The 23727-nt window shown below is 40.1% G+C and carries 21 protein-coding genes and 1 pseudogene; 5 read left to right on the forward strand and 17 right to left on the reverse strand.

Translation table 11 applies throughout. The annotated features are described in order from the left end of the window. Positions 1-39 precede the first annotated feature (39 nt). Entirely contained in the window at positions 40-2508 is a 2469-nt protein-coding gene (gene parC, locus G7062_RS07445; protein WP_166065283.1) for a DNA topoisomerase IV subunit A, read from the reverse strand. Beyond that, positions 2498-4408 (reverse strand): DNA topoisomerase IV subunit B, encoded by a 1911-nt coding sequence (gene parE / locus G7062_RS07450; protein ID WP_166065284.1) that lies wholly within the window; start codon positions 4406-4408, stop codon positions 2498-2500. The genes parC and parE overlap by 11 nt, the downstream gene beginning before the upstream one ends. Positions 4409-4545: 137 nt before the next feature. Between parE and plsY the strand changes: the two genes are divergently transcribed. The 4 genes from plsY to G7062_RS07470 all read left to right on the forward strand — a co-directional run bounded on the left by plsY (position 4546) and on the right by G7062_RS07470 (position 8534). Continuing rightward, entirely contained in the window at positions 4546-5148 is a 603-nt protein-coding gene (gene plsY, locus G7062_RS07455; protein ID WP_166065285.1) for a glycerol-3-phosphate 1-O-acyltransferase PlsY, read from the forward strand. A 61-nt stretch (positions 5149-5209) separates the two neighbouring features. Beyond that, the gene (locus tag G7062_RS07460) at positions 5210-6058 is read left to right on the forward strand and encodes a DUF4299 family protein (RefSeq protein WP_166065286.1); all 849 of its coding nucleotides are present in this window, start codon (positions 5210-5212) and stop codon (positions 6056-6058) included. Between the two features lie 83 nt (positions 6059-6141). Further along, entirely contained in the window at positions 6142-6858 is a 717-nt protein-coding gene (locus G7062_RS07465; protein ID WP_166065287.1) for an ABC transporter ATP-binding protein, read from the forward strand. Further along, complete coding sequence (locus G7062_RS07470; RefSeq protein ID WP_166065288.1) at positions 6855-8534, forward strand: hypothetical protein; 1680 nt, start codon at positions 6855-6857, stop codon at positions 8532-8534. Before G7062_RS07465 ends, G7062_RS07470 begins: the two co-directional genes overlap by 4 nt. A 42-nt stretch (positions 8535-8576) precedes the next feature. On the opposite strand, the gene G7062_RS07475 is transcribed toward G7062_RS07470, so the two are convergent. The 9 genes from G7062_RS07475 to G7062_RS07515 all read right to left on the reverse strand — a co-directional run bounded on the left by G7062_RS07475 (position 8577) and on the right by G7062_RS07515 (position 17908). Then, complete coding sequence (locus G7062_RS07475) at positions 8577-8999, reverse strand: hypothetical protein (RefSeq protein WP_166065289.1); 423 nt, start codon at positions 8997-8999, stop codon at positions 8577-8579. An 87-nt stretch (positions 9000-9086) separates the two neighbouring features. Then, complete coding sequence (gdhA, locus tag G7062_RS07480) at positions 9087-10373, reverse strand: NADP-specific glutamate dehydrogenase (RefSeq protein WP_166065290.1); 1287 nt, start codon at positions 10371-10373, stop codon at positions 9087-9089. A 1-nt stretch (position 10374) separates the two neighbouring features. Further along, positions 10375-11097: a YebC/PmpR family DNA-binding transcriptional regulator gene (locus G7062_RS07485; protein WP_166065291.1), complete on the reverse strand. Its 723-nt coding sequence runs from the start codon at positions 11095-11097 to the stop codon at positions 10375-10377. A gap of 16 nt (positions 11098-11113) precedes the next feature. Next, positions 11114-13486 (reverse strand): phenylalanine--tRNA ligase subunit beta, encoded by a 2373-nt coding sequence (gene pheT / locus G7062_RS07490; RefSeq protein ID WP_166065292.1) that lies wholly within the window; start codon positions 13484-13486, stop codon positions 11114-11116. Positions 13487-13495: 9 nt separating this feature from the next. Continuing rightward, positions 13496-14527: a phenylalanine--tRNA ligase subunit alpha gene (pheS, locus tag G7062_RS07495; protein ID WP_166065293.1), complete on the reverse strand. Its 1032-nt coding sequence runs from the start codon at positions 14525-14527 to the stop codon at positions 13496-13498. 261 nt (positions 14528-14788) lie between these two features. Then, a complete protein-coding gene (locus G7062_RS07500) occupies positions 14789-15430 on the reverse strand; it encodes an alpha/beta fold hydrolase (protein ID WP_166065294.1) in 642 nt (213 codons plus the stop codon). Between the two features lie 100 nt (positions 15431-15530). Next, positions 15531-16337 carry a metal ABC transporter permease gene (locus G7062_RS07505; RefSeq protein ID WP_166065295.1) on the reverse strand — a complete coding sequence of 269 codons (807 nt, stop codon included), beginning with the start codon at positions 16335-16337 and terminating at the stop codon, positions 15531-15533. Next, positions 16330-17004 carry a metal ABC transporter ATP-binding protein gene (locus G7062_RS07510; protein ID WP_240915935.1) on the reverse strand — a complete coding sequence of 225 codons (675 nt, stop codon included), beginning with the start codon at positions 17002-17004 and terminating at the stop codon, positions 16330-16332. Before G7062_RS07510 ends, G7062_RS07505 begins: the two co-directional genes overlap by 8 nt. Continuing rightward, entirely contained in the window at positions 16985-17908 is a 924-nt protein-coding gene (locus G7062_RS07515) for a metal ABC transporter solute-binding protein, Zn/Mn family (RefSeq protein WP_166065296.1), read from the reverse strand. The genes G7062_RS07510 and G7062_RS07515 overlap by 20 nt, the downstream gene beginning before the upstream one ends. Before the next feature lie 149 nt (positions 17909-18057). Between G7062_RS07515 and G7062_RS07520 the strand changes: the two genes are divergently transcribed. Further along, the gene (locus G7062_RS07520) at positions 18058-19407 is read left to right on the forward strand and encodes an FAD-dependent oxidoreductase (protein ID WP_166065297.1); all 1350 of its coding nucleotides are present in this window, start codon (positions 18058-18060) and stop codon (positions 19405-19407) included. Positions 19408-19444: 37 nt separating this feature from the next. Here G7062_RS07520 and G7062_RS11550 read toward each other — a convergent pair whose 3' ends face one another. From G7062_RS11550 to cmk, 6 genes and pseudogenes are all read right to left on the reverse strand, one after another. Further along, positions 19445-19570: a hypothetical protein gene (locus G7062_RS11550; RefSeq protein ID WP_256370758.1), complete on the reverse strand. Its 126-nt coding sequence runs from the start codon at positions 19568-19570 to the stop codon at positions 19445-19447. A 77-nt stretch (positions 19571-19647) separates the two neighbouring features. Continuing rightward, the gene (locus tag G7062_RS07525; protein WP_240915936.1) at positions 19648-20364 is read right to left on the reverse strand and encodes a zinc metallopeptidase; all 717 of its coding nucleotides are present in this window, start codon (positions 20362-20364) and stop codon (positions 19648-19650) included. Positions 20365-20420: 56 nt separating this feature from the next. Beyond that, the gene (locus tag G7062_RS07530) at positions 20421-20705 is read right to left on the reverse strand and encodes an HU family DNA-binding protein (RefSeq protein WP_166065298.1); all 285 of its coding nucleotides are present in this window, start codon (positions 20703-20705) and stop codon (positions 20421-20423) included. Between the two features lie 55 nt (positions 20706-20760). Then, positions 20761-21758: pseudogene (locus G7062_RS07535) on the reverse strand (NAD(P)H-dependent glycerol-3-phosphate dehydrogenase). 5 nt (positions 21759-21763) lie between these two features. Further along, positions 21764-23068: a ribosome biogenesis GTPase Der gene (der, locus tag G7062_RS07540; protein WP_166065299.1), complete on the reverse strand. Its 1305-nt coding sequence runs from the start codon at positions 23066-23068 to the stop codon at positions 21764-21766. After that, positions 23061-23723 carry a (d)CMP kinase gene (cmk, locus tag G7062_RS07545; RefSeq protein ID WP_166065300.1) on the reverse strand — a complete coding sequence of 221 codons (663 nt, stop codon included), beginning with the start codon at positions 23721-23723 and terminating at the stop codon, positions 23061-23063. The genes der and cmk overlap by 8 nt, the downstream gene beginning before the upstream one ends. Positions 23724-23727: the final 4 nt, after the last annotated feature.

The following is a 23727-nucleotide window of genomic DNA, read 5'->3' on the forward strand; positions in this document are numbered from 1 at the left end:
GAAAAAAGAACTCACATTTTGCGAGTTCTTCATTAAATATTATAAATCAAATTTTATGGGTTCTGCATCATGCACAACACTTTCAGCTGGTTTTTCTACCATTTGAACGTGGGTGTGTGATCGTAAAACAACAAAATCAGATTCGGAAGTAACATTTGAGAATGTTGCATCGGCGCTCATTAGCGGGATATCCTTCACGAATACAAGACTCAAGTGATCGTTGTAGATATAGAAGTCATCTTGAATGTTTCCAACCAGTACATCACGAATCATATGCGGATTGCTCTTGATTGTTTTTGCAATCGGCGACCCTTGTGTTGCACGGTTATTTACAGGGATATCATCATGTTTGAATCGTTTAAACTGCCCACGATCTGAGACATACATGATTTCTGATTGATTGTGCAAGATATTACTTGCGACGACACTATCTCCAGCACGCAGTTTCATTCCGATAACACCCTTGGCACGTACACCAATCGGATTGACTTCAGCAAGATCAATACGCATCCCTTGCCCAAGCTTACTTACCATCAACAAGTGATCGTTTTCAGATGCAATCGATGTGCCAACCAATACATCATCCTTACTCAATTTCATAATATCGTACAGACGACCCGTTCGTTTAATTTCAAGTTCAGCAAGCAATGTTTTCTTGATGACTCCTTGCGCTGTGGCAGTAACAACAAACTGATAAGAATCAAATGTTTTAAGCGTAAAGGCAGCAATTACACGCTCATCCGGATCAAACTTCATGTATTGGTTCATGTGTGAACCAACATCACGCCATCGCGCCTCTTCTATTTCGTGAACTAAGATGACACCATAGCGTCCTTTCGATGTTGTAAACACCAAATAGTCAGTGGTTTCAACTTCCGAGCTGAACACAGGACGATCTTCTTCCATTAAAGCGATTTGATCTTTTTGACTGGATGAATACGAACGCAATGAAACACGTTTGAGGTATCCATCGCGAGATAATGTCACCATGACTTGTTCATTGGAAATTAGACTGAGGTGATCCACTTCAAGTTCGGAAATTTCATCTTCAATCTTCGAACGACGGGGTGTATCAAACTCTTCCTTCATTTCATTGAACTCTTTAATAATCATACTATTTAACATATCAACATTATTAATAATCAAATCAAGGTAATCCAATTCATTCGCAAGTGTTGCGAATTCATCACGTAGTGCATTAATATCGGTTGATGATAAGCGGTAGAGTTGTAAATCTACAATTGCACTTGCTTGTTCATGCGTAAATCCGAATTCCTTCATGATATTATCACGTGATTCACCACGATTGTTTGACGCACGAATGACAGCAATAATTTCGTCCAAAATTGAAGTTGCTTTCATGAGTCCTTCCAGGATATGAATGCGTTTTTCCTTTTGTGCATAGCGATAACGGCTTCGATTTAGAACAACCTCTTGACGGAAGTCTAAGTATGCATCCAAAATTTCAAGAACACCACACACTTTTGGGCGTTGGTTAACAATCGCGACCATATTCGCATTGTAATAGACTTGAAGTTCTGTTTGTTTGTAAAACAAGTTCAAAATGCTTTCAACATCAGCATCACGTTTGCAATCAATAACAATCCGCAATCCATTACGGTCGGATTCATCACGAACATCCATAACATCACCAAAACCTTCATTGGCTTTGGTAAATCGAAGATCATCAATCTTACGCACAACATTTGATTTAATGACTTCGTAAGGCAATTCGGTAACGACAATTTGCTTCATCGTTTTGCTTTCGACAATTTCTGCTTTTGCACGAACGACAACGCGTCCCTTACCTTTGCGCAAAATCTCTTCAATACCATCGCGGCCTTGAATAATTGCGCCGGTTGGAAAATCAGGGCCTTTCATAAGAGTCATGATTTCTTCTACCGAACAATCCGGATTGTGAAGACGGTAGGTAGCCGCCGCCATAACTTCTTGGAAGTTAAAAGGTGGAATGTTTGTAGCATACCCTGCTGCAATACCCGTTGAACCATTTATTAGTAAGTTTGGGTATCGCGCTGGAAGTACCGATGGCTCTTGATCTGTATCATCAAAGTTAAGTACAAACGGCACAACATCTTCGTCAATATTTTCCATTAAACGATGTGACAACTTCGCAAGTCGTGCTTCAGTATATCGCATCGCCGCAGCGGGATCATCATCAATACTCCCGTTATTTCCTTGCATGTCAATGAGTGGCATGTTGTATTTCCAATCTTGTGACATACGAACCATGGCATCATAAACAGAACTATCGCCATGGGGGTGATAGTTACCAATGACCAAACCTACGGTTTTTGCTGACTTCCGATAGGGTTTATCAAAATGGTTGCGATCATGTTGCATCGCATAAAGAATTCGACGTTGTACTGGTTTCAATCCATCTCGAACATCTGGAAGTGCCCGCTCTTGGATGATATATTTGGAATATCGTCCAAAACGTTCACCCACAATATCTTCGAGTGGTAATTTAATAATTCCCTTATCCGACATTTAGGTCCTCCTCCAGTGTAAATTCTACATTGGTTTCAATCCAATCACGACGGGGGTCAACTTTATCTCCCATCAAAATAGAGACACGTTTATCCGCAGAAAGGAAATCGTCAATTTGTACTTGAATGAGCGAACGCGTTGATGGATCCATGGTGGTTTCCCACAATTGATCCGCGTTCATTTCTCCCAACCCTTTGTAGCGTTGAATTTCGATTTTACCATATTGTTTACGGTATACATCCAATTCTTCTTCTGTATAACAATAGTGCATGTTTTTCCCCGACTTCACACGATAAAGTGGTGGTTGGGCAATATAAACATAACCACCTTCTACAAGTGGGCGCATGTGTCTAAAGAAGAATGTTAGTAACAATACTTGAATATGGGCACCATCGGTGTCCGCATCGGTCATGATAATAACTTTTTTATAATTGCTGTCTTCCAAATCAAAGTCTTTACCAACACCCGCACCCACACAGTGGATAATGGTATTCAATTCTTCATTCTTTAAAATGTCTTCGAATTTTGCTTTTTGAGTATTAAGAACCTTACCGCGCAGTGGCAAAATAGCTTGAAACTTACTATCACGTCCTTGTTTCGCTGAACCACCCGCTGAATCACCCTCAACCAAGAATAATTCATTTTTATTCTTGTTGCGTGTTTGTGCATTGGCAAGTTTTCCCGAAAGCAAACGTTCAATCTTACTCTTTTTCCCAGAACGTGCTTGTTCACGTGCTTTACGAGCCGCTTGACGTGCATGAGCTGCCTTTTGAATCTTGGTTACAATCTTCATAGCCTCTTCATGATGCGTATCGAGGTAGTATGGTAATTGTTCAGAAATAACGGTATCAACAACCATACGCGCACTTGGTGTACCAAGTTTTGATTTTGTTTGACCTTCAAATTGTAGAATATGTTCAGGAATGCTAACTGAGATAATGGTTGATAAACCCTCACGGATATCGCCACCTTCAAAGTTCTTTTCCTTTTCTTTCAATAAATTATGCTTTCGCGCATACTCATTGATAACTTTTGTGAAGCCACTTCTAAAACCAGCAACATGGGTTCCACCATCATGGGTTCGAACCAAGTTAACATATGAATACGTATCTTCGTTATAGCCTTCGTTATACTGTAGTGCAATACGTACTTCTATCTCTTGATCTTCACCATTGAGAACAATAACATCACTTAAAACATCCGTGTCTTCATGGATGTAGTTCATAAAGGCATGCAATCCATCCTCGTACATGAATTCACGAACAGTATCCGTTCGCTCATCGACGACAATGAATTCAATCCCTTGTAATAGGAACGCACTTTCTTGAACGCGTTCACAAATCGTATCATAGTTAAACTTACAGTTTTTAAAGATCGTGTCATCCGCTTTAAAACGAACATAACTACCGATCGGTCCTTTTTCATTTAATTTTTCCAGTGGACTTGCATCTTTACCACCATTGCTAAACATCATTTGATAAGTGGCATCTTTACGATAAACCTTAACCTCAACAAACTCACTTAATGCATTTACAACTGATGCTCCAACTCCATGGAGTCCACCACTTGTTTTATACCCACCTTCAGATGAGAATTTCCCACCAGCATGGAGAACCGTAAAAATAACCTGGAGTGCACTGACACCACTTTGATGTGTCTCAATCGGCATTCCACGTCCTTGGTCTCTTATTGAAATTGTCATATCGTCTTCAATAACGATTTTGATGGATTGTCCATAACCGTTCAACGCTTCGTCAATGGCATTGTCCATAACTTCCCAGACTAAGTGGTGTAATCCACGTTGGTCTGTTGAACCAATATACATACCTGGACGCTTACGAACAGCTTCCAATCCTTCAAGAATTTCAATACTTGATGCTGAATAATCTTGTTTGCTCAAGTTACCCCAACTCCTTTACTGCGTAATTATAGCACGATAAGAAGCGAGTTGATAAGACTTCAATTGATTTCTTTTGCATGTTTGCTTTATCATGCGCTATAATTGGAGAGTATTTTAAAAATATCAGAGGTGAAAATATGAATTATATACTCGCTAGTGTCATTGGATACCTTTTAGGATCCATCCCTTTTGCGCTAGTCATTGGAAAAGTTTTTTATAAAGTTGACATTCGTGAACACGGTTCGGGGAACCTTGGCGGTACCAATGCGGGCCGTACCTTAGGGAAAGAAGCAGGAATTGCTGTTACAGTATTTGACGTTCTAAAAGCGGCAATTGCAATGATGATTACCATGACATTTTCATACGATGCCATGATCTATGCTGGTTTCTTCGCAACAATTGGACATTGCTTTCCAATCTTTGCGAAATTCAAAGGTGGAAAAGCAGTTTCAACCGCGTTTGGTTTCTTGTTAAGCGTGTCGATTTTTATTACTAAAAATCCCTTGTTACACTTCGTACTACCGCTTGCTATATTCTTCGCTTCGTTATACCTAACCAAACTTGTGTCATTGTCTTCCATGATTGCTGTTACATTCGCTGCAATCGTCTTGGCTTTAACGCAAAATGATATGCGTGTTACGTTGGCTATGGCAATTATCGCAATGATTGTAATTGTGCGTCATCGCGCCAATATCGGTCGCATTCGTCGTGGCGAAGAACGAAAAATTACGTGGATGTAGAGAACTCAATGGAGTTCTCTTTTTTTGTGTGTTAAACTTTACACAGTTAATAGGAGGATTTATGGCACATACATATACATTAAAAAGGAAGGGCCTTTTCGCAACACCTTTCAGTCCACAAGACATACAAAAAATTGCCCAACCAGAATTTCAGTTTTCAAGTTTCGATGGCAGCTACCGAATAACCGAAACTCTTGATTTCCAACATGAAGTCGCAGTTTGGACACCAGAAACAATCGGACGTGGCTTTGGAGTACAATTTAAAGGAAAAGAGATTCTTGTACGCATGAATTATCTCGTTACCGAAAACGATATCAATGACACCTTCAGGTTCATTAACTTAATCATGGACAATTTTAAGGTGAATGTCACAGGAGAGGATGGACAATCATTTCCTACAAAGCAAACTTTAGAAAAAGAGAACCAGCGACAAAATGACTTCAATTTGCGATATGTTGCTGGAGAGGATAAAGTGTTTACCATTTTTGCAGTTAAGAATCCCATAACACTCAATTTCTCGGATTTCTCAAACGATCCGAAGCAACGAATGAAAGAATATACCGAATATCTGGATGCTAAGCAAAATTTCGACTATTACACCATGGCTCCGCGTTTTTATGAAGATAAGGATCAAAACCTCCACGCAGTATATGTCATGACAACAGGAGTCTTATCAATCATCCCTATTGAACCCTACATCATGATGGCACGACCAGAATTTGAAGAAGCTATTAAGGATGCGTCAATCGGATTCTTTGACTACGACACCGAGGAGCGCGTCGGCCAACTTCCCTACTCGGAATTCGCTAAGTCACTTTCGTCATTGGAAAAGTATGATGAATACAACCTCATCCATCCTGGGATAACACGCGCAGAAATTGATATACTCCTTGATGCATATTCGGAGTAAATTAAATCTGTCGATATTGTGCCACAAGTATAGTACAACGTTACAATTTATGGTACACTGTACTCATTAAAAGGAGAAAGAATATGATTTCAATAAAAAATGTTACGAAAGTATACAGCGGCGGTCATAAGGCAGTCGACGATTTAACACTTACAATTGAACCTGGGGAAATCGTTGGTTTTATCGGACCAAACGGTGCTGGTAAAACAACAACGATAAAAATGTTGACGGGGATTCTTGCCCCAACATCCGGTGCCATTGACATCAATGGTTTTGATATTCAAAAAGATCCTCTCGGTGCAAAACGTCAATTTGGTTATGTATCCGATGATCCCAATGCGTTCTTAAAGCTTAAGGGTATTGAGTATTTAAACTTTGTTGCGGACATTTATGGGGTCGACAATAAAGATCGCATGGAACGCATCCGCCACTTTGCTGAACTTTTGAAAATGGAAGAAGCCCTTGATGATAAGATTAGCTCTTACTCACATGGGATGCGTCAAAAAATCATGGTTATGGGTGTTCTTATTCACGACCCTTACCTGTTAATTCTTGATGAACCTCTGACAGGACTTGATCCACAATCATCATTTGTCCTTAAGTCACTCATGCGTGAGCGCGCTGATTCTGGCAAGACCGTTTTCTTTTCCACGCACGTCCTTGAGGTAGCGGAGAAGCTTTGTGATCGTATCGCAATTATAAATCATGGGAAGATTGTTTATACCGGTACATTGGAAGATCTCAAGAAAGAATACAATGAGCTTTCACTTGAAGAAGTATTTTTGGAGTTAACGAAATGAAACGCGTCATCGCGCTTACACGGGTTATTCTAAAATCTTCTCAAGATCAAATATTCAACACGGGGAAATCTAAGAAAAAACGCAATTCCCTTCTAACAAAAATTGGATTTGGATTTTTATTTGTGTATCTCGGCGGAATTGTAATGTTTATCTCTTATGCGATGGTACAAGCGCTTGTTAATATTGGCCAACCAGGGCTTGGAATACAACTTGTATTCACAGGGATTAACATGTACCTCTTCTTAATGGGGATACTCATCATTCCTACCATCTTCTATTTTGCCAAAGATGTGGAACGCTATTTAGTCATGCCACTCAAACCATGGGAGATCATGACCGCTAAGTTTCTTGCGAGCTTGATGTCAATGTATATGACAATGGCGATAATTACCATTCCTTTTGGAATCAGCTACTTCCTGGTTGCAAAACCTGGATTCCTATTTATACCCTTATATTTAATTGCGAATGTGTTCTTGCCCCTCTTACCTCTTATTATTACGGTGGCATTCACAATTCTCTTGTTCACATTTATTCCCTTTTTCAAAAACAAAGATGTCTTTACATACGTCTCTGCTGCGATTGGAATTGCAATTGGGCTTGGATTTGCATTTCTTGGACAATCATTTGGTCCAGAAACGGGTGATTTCTTTACAAGCATCCTTTCCTCGCTTGAAAGTGGCGACAATGCCATCGTAAATGTTCTTAATACGATTTTCCCAAGCGGGGATCAACTTGCTCGTGGAATTGTTTATCATGACTTTGTTGCCTTTCTTATTGGTATAGTAATATCTGTTGGTTCTGCAGCAATTGGTATCTTCCTAACCCAAGGCCTTTACTTCAAAGGCGTTATTGGAATTGGCGAAGGAAATGCAAAGAAACGACGTCTTTCTAATTCTGAGACATACAGTCGCAGTACAAGTAAAAAGCCACTCATGGCAATCATGGAGTATGACTTTAAAAACATCATGAGAACGCCTGTGTTTGCGATGAACTATTTTGTAATGATTGTTATTATGCCTGTAATTATGTTCTTGCCGCTTCTTATGAGTGGTGGCATGACCAGTATTGTTGGTGCAATGCCAGAGATTCGTTCATTCTTGGATGCTATCCCTTTGGAATACTATCTTATGGGAGCAGTCTTTGGTGGTTTCTTCTTTGCCTTTGCACTCAGTGCATTCGGAACGATGACATCCACTGCTTTATCACGAGAAGGTCGCGCATTACTTCAATTCACAGTCATGCCAATAGGACTCGATACAATTGTGAAAGCCAAGATACTTCTTGGAGCAATTTGTATGAGTGTTGTACCCATCTTATTTGGAATCGTAATTACCATTATGTTCCGACTCAACATTCTTTATCTCGTACTTTATATCATCGCAGCGCTTGTCGGTGCTCTTTGTGAGAATGTATTGGCCATTGTATCTGATGTATATGCTCCAAAACTTGATTGGGAAGACGAGCAACAAGCCATCAAACAAAACTTCCTTGCCGTCGTGCCAATGTTTGCGGTCATGGGAATCGGAATTGGAATTGGCTTCTTTGCTTTCAAAGTTGGACCTGCTTTAGGTTTACCAATCGCGATGGTTCTTCTTATAGTTGTTGCAATTGTACTTTATCGTGTTTGTCTCAAAGTCGCGACAACACGTTTGTCTTTAAAACTCGAAGAACTATAAAAAAAAAAGCAGGTTTCATAAGAAATCTGCTTTTCATTTGTATTATTTTAACGCGTCTTTTGCTTTTTCTGTTAACTCAGCAGCTTTATCTTTTGCTTCATCAACAGCCTCTGCTGCTTTTTCTTTCAAATCAGCAGCTTTTGTTTTTGCTTCACCAATTGCTTCGGCAGCAGCGGCTTCAGCTTCATCCGCTTTAACTTTTGCAGTTGCTACAGCATCATCGGCTGCTTCAGCAGCTTTCTTAGCGGTTTCTTCTGCAGAGTCTTTTGCTCCATCAAAGAAATCACCAACTTTTTCTTTTACGTCTTCAGCGACATCCCCTGCTTTTTCAACAACGTCTCCGACAACTTCTTGTGCTTTCTCAACGAAATCACCTGTTGCATCTTGAGCCTTGTCTACAAAGTCCTCAGTTGAGTCTTTTGCTTTCGTAAATAATTCTTTTGCTTTATCTAAAATGTTACCCATTTAGGCACCCCCTTTTGATACTTATATCATATGCCTATCAAACTGAGGGTGCAACTAATGTGATTATAAAATAGTCGTGAAAAAGAATTAAACGTACCCTTGTGCCTTCATCGCATAGGCAACTTTAGCATACGCAACATGGTTGGCTCCTTTTAAGAAGTTTGTTGGTTCACCAAGTTCTTTTGCAGTGTTGCGAATTTGAACGTAGATGGACTCCATAATTGCTTTTAACTGCGTATCCACTTCTGCGAAAGTAAACGCACGCATTTGGGCATTTTGACTCATCTCGATGCCCGACACTGCAACACCGCCGGCATTGGCTGCTTTCCCTGGTAAGTAAAGTATGTCGGATGCTTGAATTGCATCGACTGCTTCTTTTGTGAGTGGACGGTTTGCACCTTCCGCAATAATCTTGCAGCCATTGATTGCGAGCGCCTTGATATCACGTTCATTGATTTCACCCTCGGTAGCACATGGTAAAGCAATATCACACGGTACCGACCAGATTGGCAATTCATGAACAAATCGTGCACCCGTAAAGGTTTCAAGGGGTTCACCTTTTAGCTTATGATCGATGATGGCTTGTAGTTCAAGTCCCGCTTCATCATAAACGTAGCCACTGCGATCACTCATCGCAATAACACATGCACCCTCGGCAATAGCCTTCTCTGCAGCATAAATTGCAACGTTACCCGATCCAGAAATTACAACACGCTTTCCTTCTAGGTCTTGTTTAATATCACGCAACAGCGCATTAACAATGTAAATTAATCCATAACCTGTAGCTTCTGTACGCCCAAGCGCACCACCAAATGCGATGTCTTTTCCAGTAAGTACGCCTTCGAAAGAATGTGTCAAGCGTTTGTAGGCACCAAACATGTACCCCACTTCACGCTTTCCAACACCTTTATCACCAGCAGGAACATCGATTGTAGCACCAATGTGACGGTGAAGTTCAATCATGAAGTTTTGACAAAATTTCATGATTTCCGCATCTGTTTTACCCTTAGGATTAAAATCTGAACCACCCTTGGCACCACCCATCGCGATACCTGTAAGTGCATTTTTAAAGGTTTGCTCAAATGCAAGTGTCTTAAGAATATCCAGATTCACACTTGGATCGAATCGTAAACCACCTTTATAGGGACCCAAAGCACCATTGTATTGAACTCGGTATCCATAGTTAGTTTGTGTTATGCCATCACGATCAATCCAAGGAACACGAAACATAATAATGCGTTCGGCATGCAGTAATTGTTCAAGAATGGTTGGTTCAACCTCAAAACTCAGCGAACTGAAGAATTCTTGAGTCGCTTCAATAAAATATGATTCATGAGGATATTTTGCAAGAACGCGTTCAAGTGTTGTATGCATGTTATTCACCTACCGAAACATTGTGATAGACATTTTGAACATCTTCAACTTCATCAAGCATGGCAATCAATTTATCAAATGCTGGCATATCATCGGCTTCAATCATGACATAGTCATGAGGTAGGTATGTAATCTCTAGTACATCAAATTGGATTTCACCAAGTTTTGACTCAATGGCTTCTTTCGCTTTATGAAGACTTGTTGTATCAACCGTAACAGTGATTGAACCTTCTTCTAACTCAATATCTTGAAGTTCAACATCATTTTCTAACAGAACTTCCATGATTTCTTCTTCGTTGTCATATGGGAATGAAAGAATACCCACGTGGTCATAGCCATGCATTACCGAACCACTAACACCAAATTTACCTTTAGTTTTTGTGAAACAGTTACGAACTTCACCCACAGTACGGTTGTCGTTGTCGGTTAAGCATTCAACAATAAATGTCGAAGCCCCAGGTCCAAACCCTTCATAGCTAACAGCGTGATAGCTCTCTTCAGATCCGCCTTTCGCCTTTTCAACTGCTCTCTTAATAATATCAGCCGGCACTTGTTTTGCACGGGCCTCATCGATAATACGACGTAACCCTGTATTCATTTCAGGGTCAGGCACGCCTGCCTTTGCTACCATGTAAATTTCTTTACCATAGCGTGAATATACTTTTGTTTTTGCTGCGGATGTTTTAGCCATCGCAGCCTTTCTAACTTCAAATGCGCGTCCCATGGGGATTCCTCCTTCTTTAGCGAACTTCTACGCCAAATCGGCTCGTAAGTTCATCAGTAATTGATTTCATTATATCATTAATCTCTTCAACCTCGAGAGTTCGGTTTTGTCCAAACGATAATTCGAAGGCAATTGATTTTTTATCACCCAGTTTTTCAGATGTAAAGACATCAAAAACATTGAGGTCAACGAGATAACGACGGGATGCTTTTTCAATCGCTTGAATCAAATCTTGAACTTTGATTGATGTATCGCAAAGGATTGCCAAGTCACGTTTCATAATTGGATATTTTGCAACTGGCGTCGCTTTTACAGCACCACTTTTTTGTGAGAGTAAGAAATCAAGATCAATTTCGACATAAACGGCATCTTTTAGATCCAATTCTTTGGCAAGTGTTGGGTGAATGTGTCCAATGACCCCCAAATGCTTGCGATTCAAAAGAATCTCCGCAGATTTATACGGATGGAGTGATGTTTCATCGATATTTTTGACTTCAAATGAGAAACGTTTCTCACTGTAACCCAGTTTATCGAAAAGAGCCATTACAAGGCCTTTTAGGTTATAGAAATCGAGACTAACTGTTGTTTTAGTCCAGTTATCGTCAAACAATTGTCCTTGACCAATAATTCCCAAGCGCCATGTTTTTGCACCTTCAGCATAAATTGCACTGTGTTCAAAATACAAACCATCGACAACTTTGTGTGAATTATTGTATGCCAGTACTTCCAACATTGATGGGAACAGTTGTGTACGAAGATAAGCTCGCTTATCACTGATCGGGCTCATTAAGCGAATTGCAGTTCCCAATGATTCCATTCCTTTTGTTTTTGCTTCATCAACGAGTGTATAGGAATTGATTTGATTTGCACCAAATCCAAGTAATGATGACTCAATCAATCGGATTGATGTTTGAAAAGCACTCAGACTTCCTGAAGTTAAGTCCATTAATGGCAGGGTCTCTTCAAGAACATCATACCCAACAACGCGAATGACTTCTTCAATCAAATCAACATCAATTGCAATATCCTTACGGAATGAAGGGATCGTACATGTTATTACATCTCCCTGTAATTGCGGTTCAAAGAACAATCGTTGGAATACATCAACAACCACATCTTGGCTCAAGGATGTTCCCAAATAGTCATTAATCCGTTTGGTTGTGATGGATACAGTTATCGGCGTTGTATCAAGTGAACCATATTTCACAGTTTCTTCGATTAACGAAGCATCTGCATAGTCAATTAAAAGTTGAACGGCACGGTCAACTGCCTTCTGTGTTCCTTTGTTATCCATTGGTTTTGTAAAACGTGCCGACGCTTCACTGTTTAGACCCAAACGTGTTGCTGTCTTACGGACCGAAACATTATTAAAACGTGCTGCTTCAATAATGATCCCACGCGATGTGCTTTGAATCATCGAGTTGCCCAACCCCATAATTCCCGCAATTCCGACAGGTGTTTCATCATTCATAATCATCAAGTCACCTGCTTGAACCGCATATGTATTATCGTCAAGGGCTGCAAATTCTCCCGAGATATCATCACGAACACTTAACGTTTGATTTGCAAGGAAATCAATATCATAGAAATGGAGCGGTTGGCCCGTTTCCAACATTACAATGTTCGAAATATCAACCACATTATTAATCGGTTTCATTCCAGAACCAATTAGAGCTTCACGAATCCAAGCCGGTGATTCTTTGATTGTTACTGAACCAATAACCTTACCGTAGAACAACGGTGCTTTTTCAGTCTGCGAACTAATTTTTAATTGTGATGGTTTCCCAATATCACTCTTGCCTTCATAATCTGGTATCGTCAATTCGCGGTTAAATAAGGCACTAATTTCATGTGCGATCGCGAAAATCGATAAAAAGTCCGAACGGTTTGGTGTTTGGGAAACATCCATGATTTCATCATCAAGACCCAATGCTATGGCAGGGTTGCTACCAGGTTCCGCTTTTGGCAAGACGACAATACCTTCCTTTTGTGCTTCAGTTTGGAATTTCTCTGCAACACCCAATTCATTAAGGGAGCAAATCATCCCTTTTGATTCAACACCACGAATGGTTGTTTCTTTAATCGTTAAATCTTTGAGTTCCGCACCCACAGTAGCAACAACAACATATTGACCTTTCGCAATATTACTTGCACCACATACAATTTGTTCGACATGCGTTCCCAAATCAACCTGTGTCACATTCAAGTGATCACTGTCAGGATGTGGTTCACATTCGAGAACATGACCTACAACAAGTTTGGTTCCTTGAATTAGTGTTGAAATCCCTTCAACTTCAATTCCGGCATTGGTTAATGTGTCAGCGATTTCTGCTGTAGCAATGCCATCAATATTGACATAACGTCCTAATAATTTTCTACTAACTAACATAATTTCCTCCTACTCGTATCGTTTAAATTGTTCAATAAAGCGTTTGTCATTGATGTAGAACGAACGAATATCTTCAATTCCATATTTTAACATTGCAATGCGCTCGGCTCCCGCTCCAAATGCGAAACCTGTCAACTTTGGATCCTCGTATCCCGCATCACGCAATACTTGTGGGTGGACCATTCCGGCACCAAGAATTTCAATCCAGCCTGTGTGTTTACAGACATTGCATCCTTTACCATCACAGATATGACACGAGACATCAACTTCAACTGATGGTTCTGTGAATTGGAAGTAAGATGGTCGGAAACGAATGACACGTGTTTCACCAAACATGCGTTTTGCGAAAAGTGACAGTGTTCCCTTTAGATCTGCAAGTGTGATACCATGACCGACTACCAAACCTTCAACTTGAACAAATTGATGGGAGTGCGTTGCATCATCGTCATCACGTCGGTATACCTTACCTGGACAAATGACTTTAACCGGCACGCTTGGTGCATAGGCTTCAAGAGCACGTGTTTGAATTGCAGTGGTATGCGTTCTTAACAATGTGTGTTCGTCAATGTAGAACGTATCTTGCATTTCACGTGCTGGGTGATCGTGGGGAATATTTGCCCGTTCAAAGTTATAGAGGTCAAGTTCAACTTCATCCCCTTCGACAACCTTGTATCCCATTTCTTGAAAGAAGGTTTCGATTTCTCTTTGAATGAGAACCAATGGGTTTTGAGCGCCCATAACAAACTTGGTTCCTGGCAATGTTACATCAATTGCATCCCGTTGCATGTCTTCCTTAAGTTTCAATGCCTCAAGTGTTGCAACTTTTGCTTTGAGTGCCGTTTCTAAAGCTTCTTTAACTTCATTAACGCGTTTCCCAAATAATGGTTTTTCTTCATTCGAAAGATCCTTCATTTGACCCATCGCTTTGGTGAGAGCACCTTTCTTACTGAGAAACTCAATACGAACATCATTGAGTGTTTCGAGTACATCTGCAGACTCAATTGCTTGAAGGCCTGCTTCCATAATTTTCTTTAAATCCATAATTCTCCTCCTTAAACATAAAAAAATACCGCACGTCCAGGAACGTCGAGCGCGGTACCATCCTGATTTATACTTTTGTATACATCTCTAGTCGTTTTTAACGCAAACGGTACGAGAGTGATTAGCTCCTCTTCAAGGTGAATTCGCAAACACTACCATCAACAACTCTCATCTGTGTTGTTGTTTCTGTAAAAGTGACCTGTTTGTTACTATTCCTTTTCAACGATTTATATCTTCTCTATTATACCGACTTTACCCTTATTATTCAAGGTACTCTTCCGAAAGGAAAGAATTATAAAATGATGTCAGTTTTTCTGCGAGCAATTTCGGATTATCCTCATTTACTGCATGACCTGAATCATCAACTTCGACATACCCATGCCTAGTAAATGAACTCAGCATGTATGATGATTTCTTATTTGCTTTATCCTTGCTCCCACACATAACACAAGACGGAAAATTGAACGGCGTGAGTCGATTACTAAAATCCAATGGGGCCATAGACTGTGTGAGTGTGAGAACATCATGCTTGTTAAAACCCATAGTTTTAAATGCACGTTGTGGGAGCAGTCTGAAAATGGTATTTTGGACACTCATAAGAGCTCTTGGCATTTTGAACTGAGGTGCAATCAACACAAGAGACGCGATTCTTTCCGGATAATCAAGAGCATAGTTTAATGCAAGTATCGCTCCAAGCGAGAGTCCGCATAGATGTATTTTTTTTTGGTTCTGTGACCACGCCAAAACACAGGATTCATAGAGGTTTGTATAGGTGACCGGTTTTCCATTCAATAGTTCCAAAAAATCAGGTGTCTGAACTGAATCATACTGGTTCAGTTGCACAAGCGTTCTCTCCCACGCTTGGCATGTCTGTCCCAATCCATGGATAAATACAAAGGTCATAGGAGTATCCTCATTTCTCATCTTCACCCATTTTATGCTAATTTAGCGCTTAGCGGGTGTATTCTAAAAGAAAAAACCACGACCGCATCGTGGTTAATACTTATAGTTTACGGATACTGCGCGTAATGGATTTATAAAGAAGCAACAATACAAGTACCACAACCCCAGTCATCACAATCGTTCCTCCGGGTGCTAGATCCAAATAGTACGAACTCGCAAGACCACCCCAAACAAACAAGAGTGAGAACGCGACAGCATAGAGCATTGTTGATTTATAACTTTTCCCAACCTGCATTGCACACGCGGTTGGCAATACCATTAACGACGAAACAATAAGGGCACCTACAATTCTTGACGCAACAGATACTGTAATAGCTGTCAAGATCATGAAAATAAGATTCATGCGATTTACACTAATTCCTGATAAGTGTGCCGATGTTTCATCAAATGCAATGAAGAAGAATTCCCGATAGAAATACAAGGATGCGGCGATGACGACAATGCTAAGTATTACCGCTAACATATTATCCGTTCCACCAATGGCAACGATACTTCCAAAAAGAAAAGAGTTGAAATTTGCGGGATTCGAAACAAATCCTAAAAGAATTGCTGAAAGCCCAATTCCAAAGGACATAATGATAGCAATCGCCAATTCTGAATACTTCCCAAAACGCTTTTGAATGAACTCAATACTAATTGCAGCAATTAATGACATAACGATTGCCCCTAAAAGTGGGTTTACATTGACAATCAATCCGATTGCAATTCCACTAAGGGATACATGTGACAACGCATCACCAATCATCGACATGCGTTTGAAAACAACTACAACACCGATGAGAGGAATAATTACCGCAAGCAATCCCCCTACCATAAAGGCAGTTCTCATAAATTCAAATTTAAACATGCGATACCTCCGTTACGTGGCGGTCAGCAACTTCAAAGACACGATTGATGTGCGCCTTCTCATCAGCACTATGCGTAACCATCACGATGGTAATCTTGTGCACTGAGTTAATGTGATCTAAAAGCTCAAACAAACTTTCGATTGAAGCCTTATCCAATCCACTTGTCGGTTCGTCAAGGAACATAACCTCAGGATCCATCATAAGTTCACGTGCAATAAGAACACGTTGGAGTTGTCCACCTGATAGATTTTCAATTAGGTCGTGCGCCTTGCCTTCCATGTCAACATGGCGCAACGCCGCCATCGCTTTGGTAACACGCTTTTTACTCGAGAAATTAAAGAAATTTCCGTTTTTCATTCGCAAGAGAACAATCTCCAATGCAGTTGCCGGAAAGGATGCAACTTTCAATAACCCTCCCTGTGGTACATAGCCAATTGATGAGAAGTTAATAAGGTCTTGAACATCAGAGCCAAAAAGCTTAATGACGCCTGTATTGGGAACATTAAACCCCAGCATTGCTTTCATGAGCGTTGACTTTCCCGATCCATTTGCGCCAACAAGCGCTACAAAGTCACCACGATTAATGGTAAGATTTACATTTTTTAGAATGTCCTCTTTCTCATATCCAAAGGACATATTTGAAATTTCAATGACTGGCATCGACATCGGTTAACCCCTCCTTCAAGGACTCTATGTTCTTTTGCATGAGTGTAAAATAATCTTGTTTGTCTTTAATTTGATCTCCGGTCAGACTCTCAATCGTATAAAGTGGTAATACCGTCACACCCGTCTCTTTGACAACAACGTCCACAACTTTCGATGATTCAGTCGGAACCGCAAAAATCACCTTAATATTGTTGTTTTCGATGTATTCAATCGCTAATTCAAGTTCTTTCGGCGTTGGTTCTTCACTTAACAGTCCTTGAATAACCCCTTTTTGAACCAAATCATAGTCATGGGCAAGATAAGCAAATGCAAGGTGGTCGACGAGAAACTCACGCGTTTGGACGCCTTCAATTGCAGTTCGGAAGTCTTTGTCCAAAGTTGACAATGCCGTTGCATATACATCATAGTTCTTCGTGTAATATGCAGCATTATCCGGATCAATTTCTACGAGTTTGTCTTTTACAATCGCCATTTCTTTTTTAGCGTTCGTAGGGCTAAGCCATGTGTGGGGATCACTGACACCGTGGTCATGATCATCATGGTCGTGATCATCATGGTCTTGATTTTCAAGTAAAACTACACCATCACTCACCGCTACTGTGGGAATATTCTTATCCGATAATGATTTTAGAACTGTTGGAACCCATGCTTCCAAACCTGCACCATGATAAATAAACAGATCCGATTCTTGAATCGCAACCATATCTTTTGGACTGGGTTCAAAACTGTGGGCGTCTACACCATTTGGTAAAACGTTATGAACGCTTACTTTGTCGCCTCCAATTTTTGTTGCAAAATCATAAAGCGGATAAAAGCTTGTTACAATGTTAATTGTGTTGTTAGGTTTTGTTTGTGAACACCCCACCAAGAATAAAAGTGAAAGTGCAATGAGTCGTCTTTTCATAATATCTCCATTTGCAAATCATTCGCAACAACAATTATAGATACTCGTGTAATCTTTGTCAAACGAAACAATTCTATTTGATGCAAATGCATACCAAGTTAGACATTTTTGAACTATAATGTAGCAGTACATTTAAGGAGGTTATATGTATGAAAGTTGTTGTTATTGGATGTACTCACGCAGGGACATCCGCAGTTAAAGCAATCTTAAAAGAAGCACCTGAGGCAGAGGTAAAAGTCTTCGAACGTAATGATAATGTATCATTCCTATCTTGCGGAATTGCACTCTATGTTGGTGGTGTTGTAAAAAATGCTCAAGAGCTATTTTACTCAAACCCAGAAGAATTAAAATCATTGGGTGCCAACGTAAACATGGAACACAACGTAACAGACATTGATGTTGAAGCAAAGACTGTTGCAGTTACAAACATGCTTACAAACGAATCATTCACTGAGAGCTACGATAAACTAGTATTGACTACAGGTTCATGGCCAATTACCCCACCGATCCCAGGAATCGATGCGGAAAACATCTTGCTTTGCAAGAACTACAATCAGGCCAAAGAAATTATCGCACGCAAAGAAAAAGCAAATCGCATCGTCGTTGTTGGTGGTGGATACATTGGTATCGAACTTGTTGAAGCATTCGTTGAATCCGGTAAAGAAGTTACACTTATTGACGGACTTGACCGCATTCTTAACAAGTACCTTGATCCAGAATTCACAGACTTACTCGAAGCAGATTTAAAAAACCGCGGTGTTAACATCGCCTTGAACCAAAGTGTTCAAGAATTTACTGCAGATGAAAATGGCAATGTGAAAACAGTTATTACATCAGCAGGCGAATTTGAAACAGACATGGTCATCATGTGTGTTGGATTCCGTCCAAGCAATGAACTTATTCAAGGAAAAGTCGACACGCTACCAAATGGCGCACTTCTTGTTAATGAGTACATGCAAACAAGTCGCCCTGAAATTTATGCAGCAGGCGACAACGTAGCGGTACATTATAATCCAAATGGCGAGCACGCTTATATCCCACTTGCAACAAATGCAGTTCGTATGGGAACCCTTGTCGGACGTAACATTGTTGAAAACAAAGTCAAATACCGTGGTACACAAGGTACATCCGGTCTTTACCTCTTCGGTTACAACATTGGTTCAACTGGTGTTACAGTTAACTCTGCACCGCACTTTGGTTTGGATGTTGATTCGGTTCTTGTTACAGACAACTACCGCCCTGAGTTCATGCCAACAACTGAAGAAGTCATGATGAAACTTGTTTACGAAAAAGGAACAGGTCGAATCGTTGGTGGACAAGTCATTTCAAAATATGACATTACACAATCTGCAAATACATTATCACTTGCAGTCCAAAACAAAATGACAATTGAAGATCTCGCATACGTTGATTTCTTCTTCCAACCTCATTTTGATCGTCCATGGAACTACTTAAACATTCTTGCACAAGCAGCTGTTGAAAAAGAAAATTCTAAATAACAAAAAAAAGACGCGCTCACTTCTGAATGCGTCTTTTCTATTGGTTTTTACTATCACGAATTGCATCAAACACTGCCTTATAGACAATTTTGTACAGTAACCAAAATCCTGCAGCTATGATTGCGAAATACACACCAATCATCACAATACCACCGTCAATCATCCAATCACATCCTTTACCCCTATTATACTGTGTTCGCTGGTATACACAAGTATAAAAAAACACTTCAAATTGAAGTGTTAGTTTCGATTGCTGCGTCCACTGTTAAATACAGCGATGTAGCGCATTAAGTTTAGAATTGTCGACAACAATGCTGCAACATAGGTTAAGGCAGCAGCAGTAAGCATTGAACGCGCTCCTGACACTTCACTCGGTTCAACCAAGTTATTGTCATTTAAAATACGCAATGCACGTGCTGATGCATCAAACTCAACCGGCAATGTAACCAATTGGAACAATGCCATCAACGAGAGAGCTGCAATACCAATCCAAAATATTGTTGGATTAGCAAAGAGTCCGATCATTACTGCAATCATTCCGACATTGTTTCCAACAATAGCGAGTGGAAGAATTCGGTTTCGCAACGCAATAAAAGCATACCCTTGTGCATGTTGAATCGCATGCCCAACTTCGTGGGCTGCAACAGCAACTGAAGCAATTGAATTATTTTGGTAGACTTCTGGCGACAATGCCACAACTTTCTTTGTTGGGTCATAATGATCACTTAACTGACCACCGGATGACTGAATGACTTGAACATCGGTAATATTATTCAAATCTAAAATCTTTTGTGCAATCTCAGCACCAGTCATTGACCCCATTGTACGTACTTTACGATATTTACTGTAACTTGATTGCACAAACATTTGTGCACCAAAGGAAATAATTGCAGCAATAATAACAAAACCCATTCCTGCAAAGTTGAAGAAACCCATCGGTCCTAAACCATTCATCATAAAAATCACCCTCCTGACATTTTAAAAAAAGAGGAGCAAGCTCCTCGAATTAGTGATTATTTTACAGCGTCTTTTAATGCTTTAGCTGGTTTGAATCCAACACTGTATGAAGCTGCGATTGGCATTTTTTCTTTTGTTTGTGGGTTGAATCCGTCACGTGCTGCGCGGAAACGAACTTCAAACTTACCAAATCCTGCCAAGTCAACAGTTCCTTTTTCTTCAAGGATACCTTTAACTTCTTCAAGGAATGCATCGATAAATTCGTTTGCTTGTTTCTTGCTGATATCTAATTTGCTAGCTACTGCTTCGCCTAATAATTTTTTGTTGTATGTTTCACTCATATTGAAACCTCCATTTCATATTGAAATAATATCATTTAATCATTTAAAAGACAAGTTAAAGCGTTTCGGCTTTTAAATCTCTTTGCATTAACTCACTTATGGCTTTTAGAGGCTCTTTCTCTTCATAAATAACTTGATAAACTTGTTCAGTGATTGGCATCGATACACCTTTCTCTTGTGCAAGTTCATGAATTACTTTTGCAGCATGAACACCCTCTACCGTTTTGGTATTATTCTTAAAGAAATCACGCGCGGAATTATTCTTCCCAATTTCAAATCCAGCTTGGAAGTTACGTGAATGCGGACTGGTACAGGTGACAATTAAATCACCAACACCGCACAAACCAAGAAAGGTCGATGCGTTACCACCCATAGCAACCCCAAATCGGGTCATTTCAGCCAAACCACGCGTCATTAGCGCTGCTTTGGCATTATCCCCATACCGAGCCCTGTTAGGGCGCCACTGGCAACCGCAACGATGTTCTTGATTGCAACACCAATTTGTGATCCAATGGTATCCGTGTTTGTATATACTCTAAAATATTCATTCGAAAACAACTCTTGGACTTGAATTGCGAGTGCTTCATCTTTTGAAACTGCATTCAATGTTGTCAGTTCACGAAGGACTACTTCTTCAGCATGTGATGGTCCAATCAGACTTACAACCCCCGCGAGTTTTTCAGGACGAATTACACGTTCAATTACATCCATCAAAAGTTCGTGTGTTGTTGGGTGTAACCCCTTCGCAACATTAATAATCAACGTTTTCTTCACTAAAGTTTCATCAAGAACACGTGATATTTCTTCAATTGCAGCCGTTGGTACCGCGATAAGGATAATGTCTGAATCCATTAGATCTTCAAAATCTTGAGTTGCATCCAGTTTTTCATTTAATTTAACACCGGGAAAATATGCTTCATTTAGATTGTACAAATGGATATCTACGACTTCATCAAGTTTTCGACCCCAAATTAGAACATCGTGATTATTATCAGCGAGGACTTGACCAAGCGCCGTCCCCCAACTTCCTGAACCAATAATACCTATTTTCATTTTGATCACCGCTTTCTGACGAGAATACGGATTGGAGTACCCGTGAAATCAAAGGCACGACGCAAGCAATTCTCCAAGTAACGTTTGTATGAGAAGTGGAATAAATCAGGATCACTTACAAAGATTACAAAAGTTGGAGGCGCAACCGCAACTTGTGATGCATAGAGAACTTTCATACGTTTCCCTGCATGTGATGGCGGTGGCGTCATACGTACTGCATCTTGAATAACTTCATTCAAAACACTTGTGCTGATACGACGTTGACTGTTTAAATATGCATCTTCGATCATAGGTAACAATGTATGAACACGTTTTTTGGTAAGTGCTGATACAAATGCGATGGGTGCATACGGTAAATAGACAAACTCTGCTTCAATTTTCTTTTTAACGTCTTCCATTGCTGTTTCTTCTTTATCGACAGTATCCCATTTGTTGTAAACAACAATAATTGGCTTCCCAGCTTCATGCGCGAAACCAACAACGTGCTTATCTTGCGCACGGATACCTTTTTCTCCATCAAGGACAAACAATACAACATCAGATCGTTCGATTGCACTCATTGCTCTAAGCACTGAATACTTCTCGACATCTTCATATACTTTACCGCGCTTACGAATTCCCGCAGTATCAATAACAACATAATCGCGACCATTAAATCGGAACGGTGTATCCACCGCATCCCGTGTAGTTCCCTCAATATCGGAAACGATAACTCGATCTTGATTCAACATCGAATTTACCAATGAACTTTTCCCAACATTAGGGCGTCCAATGATACAAAATTTTAACTCATCATTATAAAGTGTAATACCCTCTTCTGGCAATTTGCGAATAATATCATCCAACAAATCACCAATTCCAATACCATGCAGACTACTTACAGCCTGTGGTTCGTCGTATCCCAATGCATAAAACTCATAAATATCTGATTTAAACTGAACATCATCTACTTTATTAACTGCAACAATAACTGGTTTATCAGTTTCTCGCAGCAATCGTGCAATATGGTGATCATCTTTTGTGATCCCTTCCATAGCGCTAACAACAAAAATAATAACATCGGCCTCATCAATTGCGATTTCAACTTGCATCCCGATCTCATCAGCAAATGCTTGTCCTTCAATTTGAATACCACCTGTGTCAATAAAACGTAAATCTTTAGTTAACCATGTTGTTTTTCCGTAAAGACGATCGCGTGTAACGCCCGCTTCTTCGTGAACAATGGAAAGTCGTTCTCCCATAATACGATTAAACAGGGAAGATTTACCAACATTCGGTCGTCCAACGATTGCAATTACTCCATCAATCATTTAAGCCCCTACTCTCTATATATCCCATAACTAAATTTACAACCTCATCTACACTGAGATGTGTTGTGTTGATTTCTAACGCATCCGCCACCTTCACTAAAGGTGACTCACTGCGGTTCATATCGCGTTCATCGCGTTCAACAAGTTCATCAAACAATGAATCATAATTAACATCAAATCCCGCTGCGCTTAATTCATCAAATCGACGCTTTGCGCGAACTGCGACATCGGCGGTTTGATAGATTTTAACCTCAGCATCGGGAAGAACGACAGACGTAATATCACGCCCATCCAGAACAAACCCCTTCTTTGCTGCAATCTTTCGTTGTTTGTCTACAAGTAGCTCACGCACACTTTTAAATTTTGATACTTTAGAAGCACCTTGTGAAACGGCGTCTGTTCGAATCAAACGCGATACATCATCGCCATTCACAAAAATCGATCCATCAGTTTTCAAACTGATATCACTGACACGTGCAACATCATAACATGCTGTCTCATTATCCAAATCAACATTACGATTCAAACACTCCAATGCAACCGCACGATACATTGCACCCGTATCGATATGAATATACCCAAGCTTCTTGGCTAATTGCTTTGCGATTGTACTTTTCCCAGACGCACTTGGGCCATCAATTGCTATATTAATCACTTCT

This window comes from Erysipelothrix sp. HDW6C, from assembly GCF_011299615.1.
Classification (GTDB): domain Bacteria; phylum Bacillota_I; class Bacilli_A; order Erysipelotrichales; family Erysipelotrichaceae; genus Erysipelothrix.

Coding starts and splice junctions, on each gene's coding strand:
- G7062_RS07515 (WP_166065296.1), bottom strand. CDS start 17,908: ATGAAAAGACGACTCATTGCACTTTCACTTTTATTCTTGGTGGGGTGT.
- parC (WP_166065283.1), bottom strand. CDS start 2,508: ATGTCGGATAAGGGAATTATTAAATTACCACTCGAAGATATTGTGGGT.
- G7062_RS07460 (WP_166065286.1), top strand. CDS start 5,210: ATGGCACATACATATACATTAAAAAGGAAGGGCCTTTTCGCAACACCT.
- G7062_RS07520 (WP_166065297.1), top strand. CDS start 18,058: ATGAAAGTTGTTGTTATTGGATGTACTCACGCAGGGACATCCGCAGTT.
- G7062_RS07500 (WP_166065294.1), bottom strand. CDS start 15,430: ATGACCTTTGTATTTATCCATGGATTGGGACAGACATGCCAAGCGTGG.
- plsY (WP_166065285.1), top strand. CDS start 4,546: ATGAATTATATACTCGCTAGTGTCATTGGATACCTTTTAGGATCCATC.
- G7062_RS07475 (WP_166065289.1), bottom strand. CDS start 8,999: ATGGGTAACATTTTAGATAAAGCAAAAGAATTATTTACGAAAGCAAAA.
- G7062_RS07470 (WP_166065288.1), top strand. CDS start 6,855: ATGAAACGCGTCATCGCGCTTACACGGGTTATTCTAAAATCTTCTCAA.
- G7062_RS07525 (WP_240915936.1), bottom strand. CDS start 20,364: ATGATGAATGGTTTAGGACCGATGGGTTTCTTCAACTTTGCAGGAATG.
- pheS (WP_166065293.1), bottom strand. CDS start 14,527: ATGGATTTAAAGAAAATTATGGAAGCAGGCCTTCAAGCAATTGAGTCT.
- G7062_RS07505 (WP_166065295.1), bottom strand. CDS start 16,337: ATGTTTAAATTTGAATTTATGAGAACTGCCTTTATGGTAGGGGGATTG.
- pheT (WP_166065292.1), bottom strand. CDS start 13,486: ATGTTAGTTAGTAGAAAATTATTAGGACGTTATGTCAATATTGATGGC.
- gdhA (WP_166065290.1), bottom strand. CDS start 10,373: ATGCATACAACACTTGAACGCGTTCTTGCAAAATATCCTCATGAATCA.
- G7062_RS11550 (WP_256370758.1), bottom strand. CDS start 19,570: ATGATTGACGGTGGTATTGTGATGATTGGTGTGTATTTCGCAATCATA.
- G7062_RS07465 (WP_166065287.1), top strand. CDS start 6,142: ATGATTTCAATAAAAAATGTTACGAAAGTATACAGCGGCGGTCATAAG.
- G7062_RS07530 (WP_166065298.1), bottom strand. CDS start 20,705: ATGAGTGAAACATACAACAAAAAATTATTAGGCGAAGCAGTAGCTAGC.
- der (WP_166065299.1), bottom strand. CDS start 23,068: ATGATTGATGGAGTAATTGCAATCGTTGGACGACCGAATGTTGGTAAA.
- G7062_RS07485 (WP_166065291.1), bottom strand. CDS start 11,097: ATGGGACGCGCATTTGAAGTTAGAAAGGCTGCGATGGCTAAAACATCC.
- G7062_RS07510 (WP_240915935.1), bottom strand. CDS start 17,004: ATGTCGATGCCAGTCATTGAAATTTCAAATATGTCCTTTGGATATGAG.